The sequence below is a fragment of the Mucilaginibacter sediminis genome, from assembly GCF_051903035.1.
GTDB lineage: Bacteria > Bacteroidota > Bacteroidia > Sphingobacteriales > Sphingobacteriaceae > Mucilaginibacter.
Map to the genome: position 1 here is coordinate 3,759,829 of NZ_CP170602.1, position 17,957 is coordinate 3,777,785.

Here is a 17,957-nt window from a genome sequence, read left to right on the forward strand (position 1 = left end):
ATTAAAAAAAAGTCTCCCCCTTCAGGGGGAGATTTAGAGGGCTAAATATGCAAAATAAGAACATGATTAAATACACACTCGGCCTTTTGATGGCTGGTGCAAGCTTTTTGCCGGCAAAGGCACAATTAGGCACAGTAAAAGAAAAGTTTACCCGGGCCGATACTTTACGCGGATCGTTAACCACACCGCTGCGGACTTGTTACGATATCAATTACTATCACCTGGATGTGAAGTTTGATGTCGATAAAAAATTCATCAGCGGCAACGTGCTGTTTAAGTTTACCGCGGTTAGTGATTTTGATAAGCTGCAATTTGACCTTTGGAATAACCTAAAGATTGAAAAAGTGGTTTACAAAGGGCAGGAATTAAAATATACCCGCGAGTTTAACGCCGTGTTTTTAACCTTCCCAAAAAACATCAGCAAGGGCAGTAAGGACGAGTTTACGGTCTACTACTCGGGCAACCCAACCATTGCCAAGCGTGCGCCATGGGATGGCGGTGTGGAGTATAACACCGACTCGTTAGGCCATGCCTGGGTATCAACAGCCTGCCAGGGCATGGGCGCCAGCGTATGGTGGCCAACTAAAGATCAGCAGGAGGATGAGGTAGATAGCGCCCTCATCAGCATCAGCGTACCAAAAGGTTTAAAAGATGTATCAAACGGACGTTTACGTAAAGTTACCGACCTAAAAGATGGCTACACCCGTTTCGATTGGTTTGTAGCCAACCCTATCAACAACTACGATATTGAAGCCAACATTGGCGATTATACCCATTACGAGGGCATATACAACGGCGAAAAAGGTAAACTCACTATGGATTTTTGGCCGCTAAGCTACAACCTGGATAAAGCTAAAGCACAATGGGGGCTTGATGCGCCACGCATGCTCAAAGCGTTTGAACATTGGTTTGGCCCTTACCCTTTTTACGAGGATGGCTATAAACTGGTAGAAAGCCATCACCTGGGGATGGAACATCAAAGCGGTACAGCTTACGGCAATCACTATAAAAACGGCTACCTGGGCCGCGACTTATCTGGCACGGGCTGGGGCTTAAAATGGGATTTCATCGTAATACATGAAAGCGGGCACGAGTGGTTTGGCAACAACATCACCTCAAAAGACCTTGCCGATATGTGGATCCACGAAAGTTTCACCAACTACTCCGAATCGTTATTTGTAGAAACCTTTTACGGCAAGCAGGCCGGCCAGGAATATGTACACGGCACCCGCATGGCCATCGCAAATGACAGGCCTATTGTTGGCGCTTATGGCGTAAACAAAGAAGGCTCGGGCGATATGTATTACAAAGGCGGTAATATGCTTAACATGGTGCGCACTATTATTAATGATGATGAAAAATGGCGCGGTATACTGCGTGGCCTCAATAAAACTTTTTACCACCAAACCGTTACCTACAACCAGGTGGTTGATTACATCACCAAAGAGGCGGGCATAAACCTGGCCCCGGTATTTGACCAGTACCTGCACTACAAAACCCTCCCCATCCTCGAGATTATGTTCAGGGAAGGTAAAGCCTATGCCCGCTGGACCAGCACCGACGCTAAAGACTTTGCCATGCCGGTTAAAGTGCGCGTAAAAGGCGGCGATTACAAATTCGTCACCCCAACCAAACAATTCAAACCTTTTGAGTTAGACGGCGCCACAAAGGATAACATTGAAGTTGACACATTTAATTATTATATTGGGGTGTTGGTGGAGTAGATGTTGGTAAGTGGTTGATTGAGTTGGATTGGGTTGGATTGAGTTGGATTGGGTTGATAAGTTAGAATAAGGATATTCTTTTCAGATCAATCCGTGTCCCTACTTAACTCAATCAACTACTTAACTTAATCAACCGAATCAACTTTTTTACAACTCCATGCAACCTCGCCAAATAACTTGCGTCATATAGCTACATAAGAGATAATTAAGATGAAAACATTAAGCAAAATATTACTGATTGCTGCTTTGATAACAGGTACTGCAGGCTATACAATTGCAAAAACAAGTACCCCGGCCGACGAGGTTACCCAAAATACAGAAGACCGCCATTTATCCGGCTTTACCTCTGTAAACGTTGCCGGTTCATTTGATGTGGTTATCACCCAGGGATCAACAGAATCTGTTAAGGTACAGGCGCCATCTGATGTTATCAGCCGCATTATTACCGAGGTGGAAGGCAGCACCCTTAAAATTTACACCAAAAGCGATAACGACTGGCACTGGTTTGATGGCGGTCACAAAAAGATCATGATCTACGTTTCTATTAAAGAAGTAAACGGCGTATCACTTTCAGGTTCGGGCGATGTATCATTCAGGGAAGGTTTGCGTGCCGGCTCTTTTAAACTAAAACTAACCGGATCGGGCGATGTAAGCGGCAAACTTTGGGTTAAAAGCCTTGATGTGAACCTGGCAGGATCGGGCGATATCAAACTAAGCGGTACCGCCGATAATTCAAACATCAGCGTAGCCGGTTCTGGCGATTATACCGCAAGGGATTTAACAACCAATACTGCCTCGGTACGTGTTGCAGGCTCAGGCGATGCCAGGGTGAACGTAAGCCAAAAACTGGAGGCATCGGTAGTAGGATCTGGTGATGTATATTATACAGGTAGTGTAAAAAGTGTGAGCAGCTCTAAGATAGGAAGCGGCGATGTGAGCAGGATGTAAGAGCCTCACCCAACCCTCTCCAAAGGAGAGGGCTTTTTGATTTGCATGGAGCATTAATAGAAAAAGCGATGAATTGAACTCATCGCTTTTTCTTTTTTGAACATTTTTCTTCCTCCCCCTCCTTTAGCGAGGGCCGGGGTAAGGCTTTAAAACCTTGTATAAAAAGCCAGCTGTGCTACGTGGTTAATCGTGTAGGCTTCGGCTTGTTTTATGTATTGGTTAAGGTAGCCGGTTTCCACATCAATCATTTTGTTAATGCGGTAACCAATAGCTACATAGGCGCGGTTTTGGTCGAAAAAGTGTTTGTTTACCTTGTTTTTGTTTTGGATGTTTACAAACACCTCATTTTGTAAGGCTACAAAAGGGCCTTGCGCAAACACAGCCGAATCCCTTTTCAAAGGCACAATGGCCCGTGCAAAATATCTGAAGCGCTGTGCAAAGTAGTTATCGTTTTTGGTAGCGGCAGTGTTACCCAAAAAGCGCTGCTCCAAACGCAAACGGTGCGCAAGGTTTACATTTTTGCTCAGTTTATGGGTGTAAGTATATTGCTGCCAAAGGCGGTGTTCGGGGCGAAAGGTTTGATCGCCGGCAGTGGTGCGGCCATACGTGGCTATGTAGGCATAACCCAAAGCCCCAACCTTATTTTTGGCAAAGTAGTAATTGGCCGATGGGCGCAGCAAAATATGTTTCAGGTAACTCAGCTCGTCATGTGAACGTAGCTGTCCGTCGAACGAATAGCCCCAATGTTCAGATAGTTTTTGCGAGTGGAACACTGCCGCCCAACCCGAAAACTGGTTATCCTGCGCAAATGAACGGGCAGGTACAATGAACAATAAAGCGGCAAAAATCAGTAACTTTTCTTTTAATTGCATAGATGTATTATTTATAAAGTGATGATAAGATTGTTTTTAATCTCCATTTGCAGGGGAGATCTTTATACTAATATCTACCTATCAGGATGTAATTTAATTCTTCATCCTGATTAATGTCTTGCGGCCCAAATCAACAGTGATCCTGAAAGCCTCTTGGTTACTCATCCTGAAACCCGGCGTTTGGTGGAAGCTTAAAATAAACTGACCTTTTACCCGGTTATATAAAAATGGTGTCCAGATGATATCCATCCGGTTATAAGTTTTCTTTTCAAACCACGAATCGCCATAGGTAATTTCATGTCCCTGGCCTTTGTAAAATTCATCAAATAAGGCAAACTTATGGTAGCTCAAATAAACATTGGCCACAAAGCCTGCCGGTTTATGAAACCCGTCTACACCACGCACCCGCTCTAATGACATCATGCCGCCGGCTTCAACTGATAACGAATCCAGGAAGGTTTTATGACTAAAGTCTAACCCTAATCTGATTTGCCCGGCACCGTTATCCCTGATATTATCATTAGGAACAGCAATTTCGGCACCGGCATCGTGCATCAGCATAAAGTAATGGGATACATAAAAAGGCCCTTTAACCGATGGCTTGTATTTGCCCGAAAATCCAAATAAAAACTGTTCCCTGTCGGTTTGGGTTTGGCGGCTTACCCAGTCAATCCAGCCGGTTTCGGTAAAGTGTTCGTTGTGCACACGGGCCAGCAAGCCCTCAATATTGGGCCGATAGTAGCGCAGGGTATCATTTAAAATAGCACGCGGATAATCGTCAAGTAAACCTTCGCGGGGGAAAGCACCGGCGTAAAACAGCCAGCTTTTACCTGTAAAATTGTAATAGGCTACCGGGTTCACTTTTAAAAAGTAGGGTTTGGCGCCAAACTCGTGAATGCCGTTGGCCCCAAAAACAAAATGGTTTAAGCTATCAATGTTCCAGCCTAAATCAAGCTCGGTACGCATGCCGCTATAGGTGCGCGAGCGGGGAATAAAAGCCTTGTACTCGCGGTTATCCAAAAAGCCAAGGGCATTAAAATGAATATCGATGGTTTGTTCCTGGGCCAGGGCAGCTGTTGTAGTAATTATAGTGAAGATGGCGAATAAGTAAATCTTTTTAATCATATCTTTTGATGTTGTAAATCAAGCGGTATTTAGCTAACGTAACAGAAGCCGCAAAGGTATAATAAAAGCCTAAACACCTAAAACGACACTATCACCATTAAGTAATTTGATAAAATAATACACCAAATCTTCATACTTTAGCCGCGCCATAAATCAACTAAAATATCTCACATGCGTAAATCGATAGAAATTATACTTAAACCGCGCCTCATGGTACTTAACGCCATAAAAGACCTAAGTCCCGAGCAATTGAACCTGGTACCACAGGGATTCAACAACAACATTATCTGGAACTTAGCACACATGATATCGGCCCAGCAAGGCATTTGCTACACCCGCGCCGGGTTGCCAATTGTCACCGATGATAAATTTTATACCCCATACCGCCCAGATACCAAACCCACTGATTTTATAGGCGAAGAAGATATCGCAACCATCAAAGAGTTATTCGTATCTACTATAGAACAACTGGAAACCGACCTGGATAACGGCATTTTTGCCAATTATGGTACCTTCACCACCCGATATGGTGTCGAGCTTGATTCTATAGATACGGCGGTGGCATTTTTGCCTTTTCATGAGGGTTTGCATGCCGGGTACATCATGTCGCTGAAGAAGTTTATCCCTAAAGGTTAAGTTTGGGTGTTCGGTTTGGAGTGGGGATCCGTTCGCGTTTTTAGCCGAACGTTTAAGATGTTGATATAAAACTACTTAGGCGTTCGGATTGTTAATCAACCAAACGCTCTGATTCTAAAATCAGGGTAATTTTAAAGTACTGCCCTCTCGCCGGCATCCTGTCTCTTCATCTTCCAGATAAAGCCATCCAGTACATAGTGGGTAGATTGTGGTAGCGCCAGCAGAGGTACAATAAGCGCCAGCAGCAAATCGCTGTTGATGGCGGGCAGGGTGGCAAAGGGTTTAAAAACTGAAGCGTGTTCTTTCCACACCAGGCCATCCCACAGGCCTTCTTCAAAATAGGCAAACAGGATGAGCAGGCCCACAAAGGATAGCACACCATACTTGCTGAAGGTAATTTTAAGGAAGGTTGTTTTGGGCTTAGCCTCGCCGGTAAATTTCTTTTGCTCGTAAATCCATACTAAAGCCATGTAAGGAATGCCGTGCGAAACCACATTCAAGGTGGTAAAAGCCATATCGCCATTGTAGTAAATGATGCCGAAATACCACGACAAAAAAGTGCCAAAAACCAATACATTTTTGGGTAAATTAAACTGTTTTGTGGTAATAAAAACCCAAATTTCTTTCACAAAATATAACAAAATGGTAAGCAGGTAAACCGCCTTGCAAACCACCAGGAGATGGTCAAAATGGAAAAGCACAAAATCGCCATCGACAAACCAGTTGAAGTTTTTTTTGTAGCCGGTAAAATGCCAGTATAATAAGGGGTAAATGGTAGCGATGTAAATGGCCGCGTTATCAATATACCTAAAAATCCAACCTTGTTTTTCCTGGCGCGAGTAAATACGCATAAAACCATATTGCTGCCTGATGAAATGGAACACTGCCAGGTAGGCCAGCGCGCGCCAAAAATAAATGCCGCCTCCAACATACAACATCACCCCGCCCATGTAGCAAAACAAGGGGATGGCCAATAGTAAATGCCGCTGCTGCTTAAAAGATACCGGGTTAAAATAAGTACGGTAAAGCGTGCTGTACACATGGGCTACATCTATCATCACAATAAGTACCACCCAATATTGAACCGGCATCAGGCCCGAGTTTTTAAACTGCGCCGGGAACAGCGCCACAATAAGTAAGGCAATAAACGGGGGCGACAGGATAAAAATGCCATCCACAAGACGGCTTTTTATCCAGGGCTGTTCCTGGTTACTATATTGCTGCGTGTTCATCTGCTAAAACCTGTTGTGCTGACCTTATGCCCTGGTGAAATGCTTCCTCGAAAATAGATACCCCGCTCAGATCGGTATGCGCAAAAAATACCTGGTTGTTGATGGGCAACCGCGCCTGTTGCCTGTTATCGCCCCAAATATAATTAACCGATGGACTGATCATCCCATGGCCCCACAGCCAAAACTCCACCTGCTCAATACACTCAGTTATACCGGGGTGCATTTGTTCCATTTCGGGTACCACAATATCCATCCATTGCTCATAGGTGCGGGTGTAGGCGGCCAGCCGCGCAATACGGGGCTCTTTATCGCAAAGGGGCAAATAGTAGGTAAGCACCTTTTGTTGTTCTACCAGTTTAATATCCTGTTGGTTGGCATTTACATACCCTACCGACGCCGTATTGTAGGCCACATTATCCCAGCACAGCACCATGCCTTTGGCTGCCGAGGGTAATTTATTAACTGTAATATTGGCAATAAGCCATGGCGAATAATGCAGCTTACCCGCATCAAACCCCGGACGTATAGTATTTTTCAGCAACTTTTGGTTAACATACTGTGGCGATGCCATGATCACCTTATCCGCATAAATAACAGCGGATGTATTTTGTTTCAGGTCGAGCACCTTTACCGCGACCTTGCCACCTGCTGCTATTTGGACATCGTAAGCCAGGTGGCCCGTTTTAATATGGTCTTTTACTGTTTCGCGCAGGCGTTTCATAAGCCAGCCGTTACCTTCGGGCCAGGTAATTACAGCGTTTGGATCGGCGTTGGACGCGGTACCTTTGCGGGCCGAAAAATAGTGCAGCCCCGCCCAGGCGCTTACGTTTTGGGCCGGCGTTCCATAATCGTCCTTACAGCAATAGTTTAGGTACCAGAGCAGGTAAGGCGAATCGAAGCCGTTATCTTTCAAATATTCGTTAAATGATATCCTGTCCAGCTTCCGGTAGGCATCATCGGCCGAACTATTATCCAAAGGGATATCAAAGGCATACCTGCCATCGTTGCCCTTCGCGTTTTTTAGCTGGATAACCAGGGCAAAAAAACGGATGATCTGTTTCCTGTCGCTATCGGCCACACCAAAATCGGGTACTATGCCCTCCTGCCAGTGGCCGTTTATCAGTAGCCGCTCTTCAGGGTCAAAGCATAGGTAAAACTCGTTGTAAAAGGGCAGTCCTTTTTCGTCAAAATGGGTAATTACGTTATGTTCCTGCAAAAATTCAATTAGCAGCTTATCTTCGTTATTTACAATGGGGATATAATGCGCACCTAAAGGATAGGCCGATACTTCATTCGTTCCGAAGTAAGCATTACCGCCAACATGATCTTCCAGCTCCAGCAATTGAAAATTTGTTTCGCCCTGCTTTAACAGCCACCTGGCCGCCGATAGGCCCGAAATACCGCTGCCTATAATTAATATTTTAACCGTTTGCTGTGTGGTGGGCGCCGGCATGGGCAGTTTATCGCGCAAGGCATGGCCGGCTTTGGCATTGGGGCCGGCCAATTTGCCTTTTATATGGGCATACTCCGGTTTACCACCGCTTAACCTGCGGATGCAGCCATTAAGCAATATGGCCCCGGTAACCAAACCCGCCTGCAAAATAAACCCGCGGCGACTGGTCGGCTTCATCCCGCTGCTGCGGCTATAAAACGGTCGACCACTCATCCTCAAAATATTTTACCAGTATCTGGTTGTTCAGTTTGTTAACCTGCGCCGGTACCCTGGCCATATCCGCCGGAAAATATAACATCTGCTCCAAACAGGCTTTCGACATAAAACGCAGGCCCGGCAAATAATGATCGGGCACTTTGTATACCGGCTTGGTCATGGCCATAATATAGCCCCACTCGCCAAACGAGGGCACATAGTTATGGTAGGGTACGGTATGCAAACCAACTGATTGCAGGGTTTTCTCCACCGTCCAGTATGATTTTGGCGCCACATAGGGCGAGGTGGATTGTATCACCATAATGCCATCGGGGTTAAGCAAATGCTTTACAATGGCATAAAAAGTATTGGTATATAGTTTGCCAACCGAGTAATTGGAAGGATCGGGAAAATCAATAATAATGGCATCATAGGTTTTGTGCTGCGCCCGGGCCCATGAAAAGGCATCGGCATTCATCACGGTTACTTTAGGCGATAATAACGAGCGGCGGTTCAGCTTCAGCAGCATATCATTGGTGCGGAACAGTTTGGTCATTTCTTTATCCAAATCAACCAAAGTAACGGTTTCAATCTGCGGATACTTTAAAATTTCACGTACGGCCAGTCCGTCGCCGCCGCCCATCACCAAAATATTTTTGGCATCGGGCAGGGCCTGTAATACAGGGTGAATGAGCGCCTCGTGATAGCGGTATTCATCAACCGAACTAAATTGCAGGTTACCATTTAAAAACAAGCGCAGGTCGCGGCCTTTTTTGGTGATGATGATACGTTGGTAAGGCGTACTTTTCGAAAAAATGATGGTATCGCTATAGGTTAAACTTTCCGAAAAACTGGTAATGGTATTGGCATACACAAAACCAACCAGCAAGGCCAGCATACTGATGATGGACGCGCTTTGCAAATATTTAGCCCCTTTAATTTCGTGCCTGAAATTGATACACGTAATTAAAGCTACCAGTACATTCAGCATACCAAACAGGTAGGCTGTGCGCACCAAACCCAGGTATGGGATAAGCAACAGCGGGAATACCAGCGAGGCTATTAAAGCGCCTATATAATCAAAAGTGAACACCTTTGATACCAGGTCTTTAAACTCAAACCTATTTTGCAAAATACGCATCAGCAACGGAATTTCCAGCCCTACAAGGATGCCGGTAAGGGATATCAGTCCGTATAATATAATACGGAACGAACTTACACTTTCAAAAACAAGGAACAGGATAGATGAGCTTGTACCGCCCACCAGGCCAACCAGTATTTCGATACGGATAAACCAGGCCAGCAGGTTTTTATCAAAGTATTTGGATACCCATGAACCCAGCCCCATCGAAAAAAGGTAAACCCCGATAATGGTAGAAAACTGGGTAACCGAATCGCCCAGCAGGTAGCTGGCCAGTGTGCCCGCTATCAGCTCATAAATAAGCCCGCAGGTGGCGATAATAAAAACCGATACGAGTAAAAGAACGGGAAGTTTTTTGTTCATGACTATTATTTATGATAAAACCTAACCCCGTATCCCGAGTGCGCTACGGTGCCGTTGTAGCTGGCGTTGCGTTGCACATCGTTACTTTGCCAAAAGGCCAGGCCATCAAAAGCGGCATATGAATAATAGCCTACAATGGCGGCCACAATGGCTATGTATATTGCGTTTGATCCTATGGCTCCTGTTTTCATTATTCGTCATCTTTTTGATAGGGTGAAAAATCGCTGTTCATCCAGCGGTTTGTTTCAAATTTGCGCATCCGGTACCAGCAGTATAAGGGATAAAGGCAAAGCAGCAGCAGCGTAACCAATACATTGCGCCATAGGGTAACACTTTCGGTAACCTTAATAAACAGCGATGAAACATCCCTTGTGCCTGCATAAGGATAAATGTTGATGTGGTACTTACCGGCAGGAATTTCTGACAAAAGCACAGTTTGTGTATATGACCCTTCCGACCAGCTTTCGCCGTCCTCATAACCATGATAATACTCAATATCCTTTGATATGCTCCAGGTTTGGTTGTCCTTTTCGCTTACCAGCTCCACCGTTGCCGACAGCCAGTTGTTATCAACCTGCGAGTTCAACTCAAACTCTAAAGGTACAGGTCCATCAGGTATGATAAATGTGGGGGTTTTAAAGGACTTAAACTCATAATTGCCATTAGCATCAGGGGCAAAGGAGTTTAAGGAATCGGCCGGCGCAGGCGCTGTGCGGTTTCTTAAAGAATCAAGCGCGGTGCTTACATGTTTTGACGTATCCGGCACATGGGGAGGCATAGCTAATGCATAAGTATCAGATAGTAATACCTTTTCGGGCCTAAGCCAAATAACAGAAAGCTGCACCAGCAGGAACGCTAATGCGGCAATGCCGCTTATTTTATAAGCGGCCAGCCACCTGGCTTTGTATTTTGATGGCTGGTTTGCACCAATACCAATTTTTTCGGGAAGGCTTTCAACAGGTATATTAAAAGCCGCCGCTATTTCCGCCTCTTCCAGGTATTCGCCCAGGTACCAATCGGTAACATACTTTTTGATGTTTTCCTCGCTGGTGAGCATATAAGGCGGATCTATGAACTCTTTAGCTCTTAATTTTTCGGCGGATATATCCCAGTCGAACTCACCTATCATGGCCGTTATAACCGGGCTGTAAGCGTTATATTTAAGATAGGTATTGCCTTCATATTCGGCCTCGTTGCCATAAATACAATTTACACTTGCCAAATCGGGGTAAAAATTGGCGCCGGCTATCAGGCTCCAGTGGCCATCATACTCCGATAGAAAGGCATAGCCTTTGGCATAATTGTATAGCATGTATTCGCGCCACTCATACCGGGTTGCCCCCTCCTTCTTTTCCAGGTAGGCAATCAGCTTGTACTCCACACCTTTTAATGTACCTGTAGTGCCTAACGGCATAACAGGCTTAAATTTTAAAACGTGAATTTTCTGCTCAACATAAGGCCTGCCCGCATCATTAAAAAGCAGGTAAGACCGGCATTGCGGGCAAACTACAGCCTCACAGCCTATCTGATCATACAAAGTAATACTGTGCTGGCAACCGGGGCAGGTTATTTCGCTCGAAAAAGGGAACGCTTTGGGGTTTAGTGTAGCTGCCATATTACCTTTTTACTTCGTTTTTCTGTATTTCCACGCCTTCAAAAAAAGCGATAACACCCTGGTAAATAGCGCGTGCCTTATCGTCGTTCTGTTTTTGATAGTTGGATAAAAACACATCAAAAGTGGCCATACCATACTCTGGCCAGGTATGGATAGACATATGCGATTCGGTTAAGCAGACCACAGCCGTAAAGCCGCCGCCATCAAAATCGTGGTAAACTTCGCCAACTTTGGTTAGCTGATAGGTATCGATGAGCTGATTAAACAACTGCCTGCAGGCCGCACTTGATTGTAACAGGTTAGGTTTATCGGTACTGAATTCAGATAATAAATGTAATCCGGGTTTATAAGGCATCAAGGTTATTCATTTTCGGGAATAAATATATAAAAATTATTTGATGGGAATATGGGCGAGGCGAAAAACAAGTATGGCGGAGCCTCGCCGGGGTGAGTCGTGACTAGCGTTCAAAACCGGCGTTCCCCCCTTCCCATTTCATGACAATTAAATTATATAATGTCTATGTATTTAGTAGATATATATTATACATTTGCATCATCAAACAGTTCTTTAATTTAATTATCAAGAAAGACGGAGGGAAAGGCCCTATGATGTCTTAGCAACCTGTAAGCCCAATTGTTATAAAGGTGCTAATTCCTGTCCGCTATTAATTCGCGGAAAAGATAATGTATGTTACGTTACCGGCAGCTTTATAGCTGCACTCATCATATCGTTATCGTCCAAATTTCTTGTTTAATTAAGTTTCAGCGCTTTTAATCCTGCATTAAATGCAGTTAAAAATTTACGTTATGAAAATTAAACAGCTACTCATCACCTGCTCATTATTAATAAGCGGCTATTTGGCCGGGGCGCAAACCGTAACGCCGGCTCCCCTACCCGTATCAACTGATCGCGGTTATATCGTTAAAACCGGCGATCAGGCTCCCGACGATTTTAAACTGGTGCTTGCCGATGGCACCCAAACTTCATTAAAACAGCTTCGGGGTAAGGTAGTTATCCTACAATTTACCGCCAGCTGGTGTAGCGTATGCCGCCAGGAAATGCCCCACCTTGAAAAAGATGTATGGCAGGCCTATAAAAACAAAGGCCTGGTACTTATCGGGGTCGACAGGGATGAGCCGCTTGAAAAAGTGCAGCATTTTCAGCAGGAAATGAATATCAGCTACCCGCTGGCGCTTGATCCTGGTGCTGATATTTTTGGTCGATTTGCCAACAAAAAAAGTGGTGTAACCCGCAACGTGGTTATTGATAAAGACGGCAAAATTGTATACCTCACCCGCCTTTATGATACCCAGGAGTTTGCATCGATGCTAAAAGTAGTTGATGCATTGGTGAACAATAAAACTGCATCTGTAAACTAAAGCTTAAAGCAGAATGCTAAAAGCTAAATTGATTTAGGTTCATCAAATCTGTTTGTGATGTTAATTACCCGGCAATCGATGTTCAGGACACTCTTAATATTAAATTGCCCAAACTACTATCTATATATCAAATTGTTATGAAAACAACAAGAACACCTTTTCCAAGCGTATTCCCTGCCAGTAAATTCGTACCGTTCTTCTCCGCTTCTGTTTACCTGTATATGCAGGGTATGCGTTGTTGCTGTTAAATAACAGCAACGGTTATTAGCCCTGGGTCCCCTGCTGCAGCTGGCCGCCTCTGCTTATAACCAATACAATCAACAATCATTTACCGGTACTATAAATTCAACAGCGGGCATTGCTATGCCCAAAATATTGTTGGCTGGCTTTGCTGTACTGGCAATAAAAACTATTAATCATTAACTATCATGTTAAAAAACTACAAATTTTTACTGGCAATCCTGTTGCCTTTTTTTCTCATCCAAACAGTTGCAGCGCAATCTGTTAAAATAAGCGGTACGGTAACCGCTAAATCCGATGGCTTGCCCCTACCCGGTGTAAGTGTAGCTGTTAAAGGCACCACCAATGGTGCACAAACCGACACCAACGGCAAATTCAGCCTGAACGCCAATATTAACGATGTGCTTAAAGTGTCCTATCTCGGTTTTGCAACGCAGGAAATTACGGTTAAACAAGCCGAAACCAACCTGCAAATTGTGCTGCAGGATGCCCCCAACTCGCTTAACGAGGTGGTGATAACAGCGCTCAATATCTCAAAAGATAAAAAGACCTTGGGCTATTCGGTTCAGGGTTTAAAATCAAAAGATATCTCGGAGGCTAAGGAAACCAACCTGGTGAATGCGCTGGCAGGTAAAATTGCCGGTGTACAGGTTACCAACAGCCAGGGGGATATGGGTTCGTCGCGCATCATTATCCGTGGCGAAACCTCGATAGGAAACAACAATCAACCTTTATTTGTGGTTGATGGCGTCATTGTAGATAACAGCCAGTTTTTAGGCACCAATGGTTCAAGGGATTTTGCCAACGCCATAGCCGATCTTAACTCCGAGGATATCGAATCGGTAAGTGTGCTTAAGGGGCCAAACGCGGCGGCACTTTACGGCTACCGGGCCGCGGCGGGTGTTATCCTCATTAAAACCAAAACAGGTAAAGGCACAAAAGGGCTTGGCGTTACCATCAACTCCAACACCAGCTTCTCTACCGTAAACATTCTGCCCGATTACCAGAACGAATACGGACAGGGATCAAACGGCAAGTTTAGCTATGTAGACGGCAAAGGCGGCGGCGTTAACGATGGCGTTGACGAAAGCTGGGGCCCCGCTTTGGATGGATCGCTTATTCCGCAGTTTTACTCCAACGGCCAGGCTGTTCCGTTTGTAGCCCATCCGGATAATGTAAAAAACTTTTTTAATACGGGCGTTACCTTAAATAACGGCGTAGCACTGGCAGGCAGCAGCGATAAGGCCGACTACCGCCTGTCGTACAATAACCTGCACCAAACGGGTATTGTTCCTAACACCTCGCAGGGCCGTAACTCGTTTTTATTAAACTCCACCTTCAAGCTTAGCCCTAAATTAACGGTTACTACCATTGCCAATTATATTAAAGACGACGCCGATAACCTGCCCGGCGCCGGTGGCAGGCGTGCAACCAGCACCATGTTACAGTTTACATGGTTTGGCCGCCAGGTTGATATCAGCCAGCTTAAAAATTATAAAGATGCAAACGGGAACACCTTTAACTGGAACAACAGCTACTATAGTAACCCTTACTGGCTGGCTTATGAAAACACGGTAGGGCAACACAAAAACCGCATTATAGGAAGTGTGGAGCTGAATTATAAGATCATTGAAGGCTTATCGGCCAATTTCCGCACCGGGACTGATTATTATAACGACAGGCGCAAAATTAAAGTAGCTTACGGAACCAACGGCACCCCATTCGGGTCATACGAAGAAGACGCTTACACGGTAAACGAAACCAATACCGAAGCCAGGCTGCAATACACTAAAAAGCTGAATAACGATTTCTCGTTAGATGTTTTGGGCGGTGGCAACATCAGCACCATATTAAATGAGCAAAACGACCAGGTGGCACCTAAACTGGCGGTAGCGGGCTTGTACACATTAAGTAACTCGCGCGATCCGCTGGTATCATCCAATTACTATGGCAAGCTTAAAACTTACAGCTACTTTGCATCGGCACAAATAGGTTTTAAAAACTACGCCTTTATTAACCTTACCGGCCGTAACGATTGGTCGTCGACCCTGCCTGCGGCCAACCTATCCTACTTTTACCCTTCGGTTAACGGCAGTTTGATACTATCAGAGGCGCTTGATATTAAAAGCGACATTTTAACCTACGCCAAATTACGCGGGGGATGGTCGAAAGTGGGTAAGGCAACAACCCCTTACCAACTCATCAATTACTACAATTTCACCGCTCCTTTTGGTTCAAACCCGCAGCAAAGCCTGGGCACTGTTGATTTAAACAGCAAGCTGAAACCGGAAACCACCACATCGGCCGAGGCCGGTTTTGAGCTGGGCTTTTTCCAGGACAGGGTTCACCTGGACGTAAGCGCCTACAATACCAATAGTATAAACCAGATTGTTACCGTTGATGTAAGCCCATCAACCGGATACAGCCAAAAACTGATCAATGGCGGCAGCATCAACAATAAGGGCATCGAGGTACAATTGGGATTAACGCCCGTCAAATCAAAAGAATTTACGTGGAATATTACCACCAACTACTCACTTAACCGCAGTAAAGTAGTTAAGCTGGATGATGAAGGCCGCCTGCAAAGCATCATTTTAGGAAGCGACCGTACCGTACAGGTATTGGCAGCCCTTGGCCAGCCTTATGGCACCCTATATGGCAACGCCTACACCCGCGATGCATCCGGGCAAATTGTAATAGGCGCCAATGGTACCCCGGTTATCAATCCAACCAAACAATACCTGGGCAAATTTACACCTAACTGGCTGGGCAGCATCAATAACAGCTTTACCTACAAACGCATAAACCTTGGTTTCCTTGTTGATGCCAGGTTTGGCGGGTCTATCTATTCAAACACCAACCGCACAGGTACCTATACCGGCGTGTTGGCCTCAACCCTGCCGGGGCGCGGGGCGGCAAATGGCGGTATCAGCTATTATTATCCGGGCAATAATGCATCAGCAGGTGCGGTACAGGTAAGCGGCAGCGCGCCCGCAGGTGTAACCGTGTACAACGATGGTATGATATTTAAAGGCGTAAAAGCCGATGGTACTGCCAATACTACCATACTACCTGCCCAATCATATTACAAAGGGTTTACCAATGTTGATGAAGCTTTTGTTTACGATGCATCGTACATTAAACTGCGCGAGGTTAAACTGGGTTACACTTTCCCTTCAAACTGGGTAAAAAGCGTTGGCCTGCAATCGGCAACCTTATCTGTGGTTGGCCGCAACTTGTGGATAATCCACAAAAACGCGCCAAACATCGATCCTGAAACTGCCTTTAACAACGGCAATGGCCAGGGCCTGGAAGACCTTACCCTGCCAACCGTACGCAACATAGGCTTTAACATCAACCTTAAATTTTAATAACCATGAAACTTAAATATATAACCCTCATATTATCAGGCGCGCTGTTGTTATCGGCAGCATCGTGCAAAAAAGACTTGGTAAAAATCAACCAGAACCCTAACAACTCGCAAACGGCACAGCCCGATTACCTGCTCACGGCAGCAAGCAAGGTTACTGCCGATACCTATTGGGGCACAGCCAATAACATGGACGCCAGCCTGCTGTTTGTACAATACTGGGCCAAAATTCAATATACCGATCCCGACAGGTATATATACAGCAACAGCGCTTTCCAGGAGCTGTGGACGGTAGGTTATTCAAAAAGTATAGTTAACCTTAACCAGATCATTAAACTGGGCGACGCGCAGGGAAATACCAACTACAAAGGTGTAGCGCTGGTATTGCGTTCATGGGTATTTACTTTGCTTACCGAGGCATACGGCAATATCCCTTACAAGCAGGCAGCCAATATCGATCAGTACCTCACCCCGGCTTATGACACCCAAAAGGATGTTTATTTTGCCCTGCTTGATGATTTAAAAGCCGCCCAAGCCGCGCTTGACCCCTCAGGAAAAGCCATTGCCGGCGATGTTATCTATGGCAACAATATTGCCTTGTGGAAAAAGTTTGCCAACTCGTTGCGCCTGCGCATTGCGTTAAGGATTGCAGATAGGGAGCCCGCGAAAGCCAAACAGGTTTTGGCCGATATACAAACCGAGGGCGGCAGCTTTATAAGCGCCAATACCGAAACCGCGCAGTTTACCTATGTAGATTCGCCGAACCAAAACCCCATCAGCAATTTATTTGATACCCGCGACGATTACCGCATCAGCAAAACTATTGTCGATAAGTTGTTTGCGCTGAATGATCCGCGCTTGCCGGTGTACGCCAGCAAAACCAAGGATGCCACACCGCAAACTTACGTGGGTATACCCAACGGCCTGCTGGTTGGCGATGCCAGCAACCTGGGCTTCACCAAAACATCAAAACCGGGAACTTACTTTTTAGCACCGCACGCACCCGCGGTGATCATCAGCTATGCTGAAACCTTGTTTGACCAGGCCGAAGCCGTAGCACGCGGTTTTATTGCCGGGGATGCGGCCGGCTTATACAAACAGGCTGTAACTGCTTCATTAAAACAATACAGCATTGCCGATGCGGACATTGCTACTTACACCGCCCTGCCAGCTGTACAATACGATGCCACCAATTACAAAAAATCAATTGGCGAGCAAAAATGGATAGCCCTTTTTGGCCAGGGACTGGAAGCCTTCACCGAGTGGCGCAGGCTTGATTACCCGCAGCTGCAGCCAGCTGTAGCGGGTACGCTAAACGGTAAACTGTCGGTAAGGTTTATTTACCCCGGCACAGAGCAATCGTTAAACGGCGCCAACTACAAGGCGGCGGTAGCCAGCCAGGGTGCTGACGTGCTGACAACCAAACTATGGTTTGATGTAAATTAAAAATGATAAATGGCCATGTTTGGGGTTGATACCCGGCATGGCCGCTTTTAAAGCCGAAAGCAGAATGCTAAAAGCTTAAAGCTGATTTGCTTTAAGTGGCATTAATTGATAGGCATTGTAAAAAAGGCGGAGTGGCCGAGTGGTTCAGGCGGGGGTCTGCAAAACCCTTTACGGCGGTTCGAATCCGCCCTCACGCCTCCGGGTTTAACCTTAAAAA

Annotated in this window: 14 protein-coding genes, 1 tRNA gene and 1 riboswitch; of the genes, 7 read left to right on the forward strand and 8 right to left on the reverse strand. The window is 45.6% G+C overall.

Annotated elements, in window-relative coordinates:
- The first annotated feature begins 62 nt into the window (after positions 1–62).
- Together ACFGVS_RS15325 and ACFGVS_RS15330 are read left to right on the forward strand one after the other, a co-directional pair.
- A complete protein-coding gene (locus ACFGVS_RS15325) occupies positions 63–1,724 on the forward strand; it encodes a M1 family metallopeptidase (protein WP_439694618.1) in 1,662 nt (553 codons plus the stop codon).
- Positions 1,725–1,934: 210 nt separating this feature from the next.
- Complete coding sequence (locus ACFGVS_RS15330) at positions 1,935–2,672, forward strand: head GIN domain-containing protein (RefSeq protein ID WP_439694619.1); 738 nt, start codon at positions 1,935–1,937, stop codon at positions 2,670–2,672.
- 146 nt (positions 2,673–2,818) lie between these two features.
- Here the strand turns inward: ACFGVS_RS15330 and ACFGVS_RS15335 are convergent, their stop codons facing one another.
- Positions 2,819–3,544 carry a DUF2490 domain-containing protein gene (locus tag ACFGVS_RS15335; protein ID WP_439694620.1) on the reverse strand — a complete coding sequence of 242 codons (726 nt, stop codon included), beginning with the start codon at positions 3,542–3,544 and terminating at the stop codon, positions 2,819–2,821.
- Positions 3,545–3,637: 93 nt separating this feature from the next.
- Positions 3,638–4,669, reverse strand: a complete 1,032-nt coding sequence (locus tag ACFGVS_RS15340; protein ID WP_439694621.1) for a hypothetical protein — start codon at positions 4,667–4,669, stop codon at positions 3,638–3,640.
- Between the two features lie 171 nt (positions 4,670–4,840).
- Here ACFGVS_RS15340 and ACFGVS_RS15345 point away from each other — a divergent pair, with 171 nt between their 5' ends.
- Positions 4,841–5,305 (forward strand): DinB family protein, encoded by a 465-nt coding sequence (locus ACFGVS_RS15345; RefSeq protein WP_439694622.1) that lies wholly within the window; start codon positions 4,841–4,843, stop codon positions 5,303–5,305.
- A 131-nt stretch (positions 5,306–5,436) separates the two neighbouring features.
- On the opposite strand, the gene ACFGVS_RS15350 is transcribed toward ACFGVS_RS15345, so the two are convergent.
- From ACFGVS_RS15350 to ACFGVS_RS15375, 6 genes are read right to left on the reverse strand one after another with little or no spacing between them, the layout of a single operon-like run.
- The gene (locus ACFGVS_RS15350; protein ID WP_439694623.1) at positions 5,437–6,537 is read right to left on the reverse strand and encodes a hypothetical protein; all 1,101 of its coding nucleotides are present in this window, start codon (positions 6,535–6,537) and stop codon (positions 5,437–5,439) included.
- Complete coding sequence (locus ACFGVS_RS15355) at positions 6,518–8,203, reverse strand: FAD-dependent oxidoreductase (RefSeq protein WP_439694624.1); 1,686 nt, start codon at positions 8,201–8,203, stop codon at positions 6,518–6,520. The genes ACFGVS_RS15350 and ACFGVS_RS15355 overlap by 20 nt, the downstream gene beginning before the upstream one ends.
- Positions 8,181–9,689 carry a polyamine aminopropyltransferase gene (locus ACFGVS_RS15360; protein ID WP_439694625.1) on the reverse strand — a complete coding sequence of 503 codons (1,509 nt, stop codon included), beginning with the start codon at positions 9,687–9,689 and terminating at the stop codon, positions 8,181–8,183. The genes ACFGVS_RS15355 and ACFGVS_RS15360 overlap by 23 nt, the downstream gene beginning before the upstream one ends.
- Positions 9,690–9,694: 5 nt before the next feature.
- Complete coding sequence (locus ACFGVS_RS15365; RefSeq protein WP_439694626.1) at positions 9,695–9,880, reverse strand: hypothetical protein; 186 nt, start codon at positions 9,878–9,880, stop codon at positions 9,695–9,697.
- Positions 9,880–11,304, reverse strand: coding sequence for a DUF4178 domain-containing protein (locus ACFGVS_RS15370; RefSeq protein WP_439694627.1), 1,425 nt, complete (start codon positions 11,302–11,304; stop codon positions 9,880–9,882). The genes ACFGVS_RS15365 and ACFGVS_RS15370 overlap by 1 nt, the downstream gene beginning before the upstream one ends.
- A 1-nt stretch (position 11,305) precedes the next feature.
- Complete coding sequence (locus tag ACFGVS_RS15375) at positions 11,306–11,659, reverse strand: S-adenosylmethionine decarboxylase family protein (RefSeq protein ID WP_439694628.1); 354 nt, start codon at positions 11,657–11,659, stop codon at positions 11,306–11,308.
- Positions 11,660–11,878: 219 nt separating this feature from the next.
- Positions 11,879–11,992: riboswitch (SAM riboswitch) on the forward strand.
- A gap of 119 nt (positions 11,993–12,111) precedes the next feature.
- Here ACFGVS_RS15375 and ACFGVS_RS15380 point away from each other — a divergent pair.
- The 4 genes from ACFGVS_RS15380 to ACFGVS_RS15395 all read left to right on the forward strand — a co-directional run bounded on the left by ACFGVS_RS15380 (position 12,112) and on the right by ACFGVS_RS15395 (position 17,938).
- Complete coding sequence (locus ACFGVS_RS15380; protein ID WP_274211604.1) at positions 12,112–12,684, forward strand: peroxiredoxin family protein; 573 nt, start codon at positions 12,112–12,114, stop codon at positions 12,682–12,684.
- 428 nt (positions 12,685–13,112) lie between these two features.
- Positions 13,113–16,295, forward strand: a complete 3,183-nt coding sequence (locus tag ACFGVS_RS15385) for a SusC/RagA family TonB-linked outer membrane protein (RefSeq protein WP_439694629.1) — start codon at positions 13,113–13,115, stop codon at positions 16,293–16,295.
- Positions 16,296–16,300: 5 nt separating this feature from the next.
- Positions 16,301–17,740, forward strand: coding sequence for a SusD/RagB family nutrient-binding outer membrane lipoprotein (locus ACFGVS_RS15390; protein WP_439694630.1), 1,440 nt, complete (start codon positions 16,301–16,303; stop codon positions 17,738–17,740).
- 125 nt (positions 17,741–17,865) lie between these two features.
- Positions 17,866–17,938: transfer RNA gene (locus ACFGVS_RS15395), tRNA-Cys, on the forward strand.
- Positions 17,939–17,957: the final 19 nt, after the last annotated feature.

Excerpts from the sequence above, each read along its gene's own strand:
- ACFGVS_RS15330 (WP_439694619.1), top strand. The coding sequence starts at position 1,935 with ATGAAAACATTAAGCAAAATATTACTGATTGCTGCTTTGATAACAGGT.
- ACFGVS_RS15360 (WP_439694625.1), bottom strand. The coding sequence starts at position 9,689 with ATGAACAAAAAACTTCCCGTTCTTTTACTCGTATCGGTTTTTATTATC.
- ACFGVS_RS15345 (WP_439694622.1), top strand. The coding sequence starts at position 4,841 with ATGCGTAAATCGATAGAAATTATACTTAAACCGCGCCTCATGGTACTT.
- ACFGVS_RS15350 (WP_439694623.1), bottom strand. The coding sequence starts at position 6,537 with ATGAACACGCAGCAATATAGTAACCAGGAACAGCCCTGGATAAAAAGC.
- ACFGVS_RS15380 (WP_274211604.1), top strand. The coding sequence starts at position 12,112 with ATGAAAATTAAACAGCTACTCATCACCTGCTCATTATTAATAAGCGGC.
- ACFGVS_RS15385 (WP_439694629.1), top strand. The coding sequence starts at position 13,113 with ATGTTAAAAAACTACAAATTTTTACTGGCAATCCTGTTGCCTTTTTTT.
- ACFGVS_RS15340 (WP_439694621.1), bottom strand. The coding sequence starts at position 4,669 with ATGATTAAAAAGATTTACTTATTCGCCATCTTCACTATAATTACTACA.
- ACFGVS_RS15390 (WP_439694630.1), top strand. The coding sequence starts at position 16,301 with ATGAAACTTAAATATATAACCCTCATATTATCAGGCGCGCTGTTGTTA.
- ACFGVS_RS15325 (WP_439694618.1), top strand. The coding sequence starts at position 63 with ATGATTAAATACACACTCGGCCTTTTGATGGCTGGTGCAAGCTTTTTG.
- ACFGVS_RS15355 (WP_439694624.1), bottom strand. The coding sequence starts at position 8,203 with ATGAGTGGTCGACCGTTTTATAGCCGCAGCAGCGGGATGAAGCCGACC.
- ACFGVS_RS15365 (WP_439694626.1), bottom strand. The coding sequence starts at position 9,880 with ATGAAAACAGGAGCCATAGGATCAAACGCAATATACATAGCCATTGTG.
- ACFGVS_RS15375 (WP_439694628.1), bottom strand. The coding sequence starts at position 11,659 with ATGCCTTATAAACCCGGATTACATTTATTATCTGAATTCAGTACCGAT.
- ACFGVS_RS15370 (WP_439694627.1), bottom strand. The coding sequence starts at position 11,304 with ATGGCAGCTACACTAAACCCCAAAGCGTTCCCTTTTTCGAGCGAAATA.
- ACFGVS_RS15335 (WP_439694620.1), bottom strand. The coding sequence starts at position 3,544 with ATGCAATTAAAAGAAAAGTTACTGATTTTTGCCGCTTTATTGTTCATT.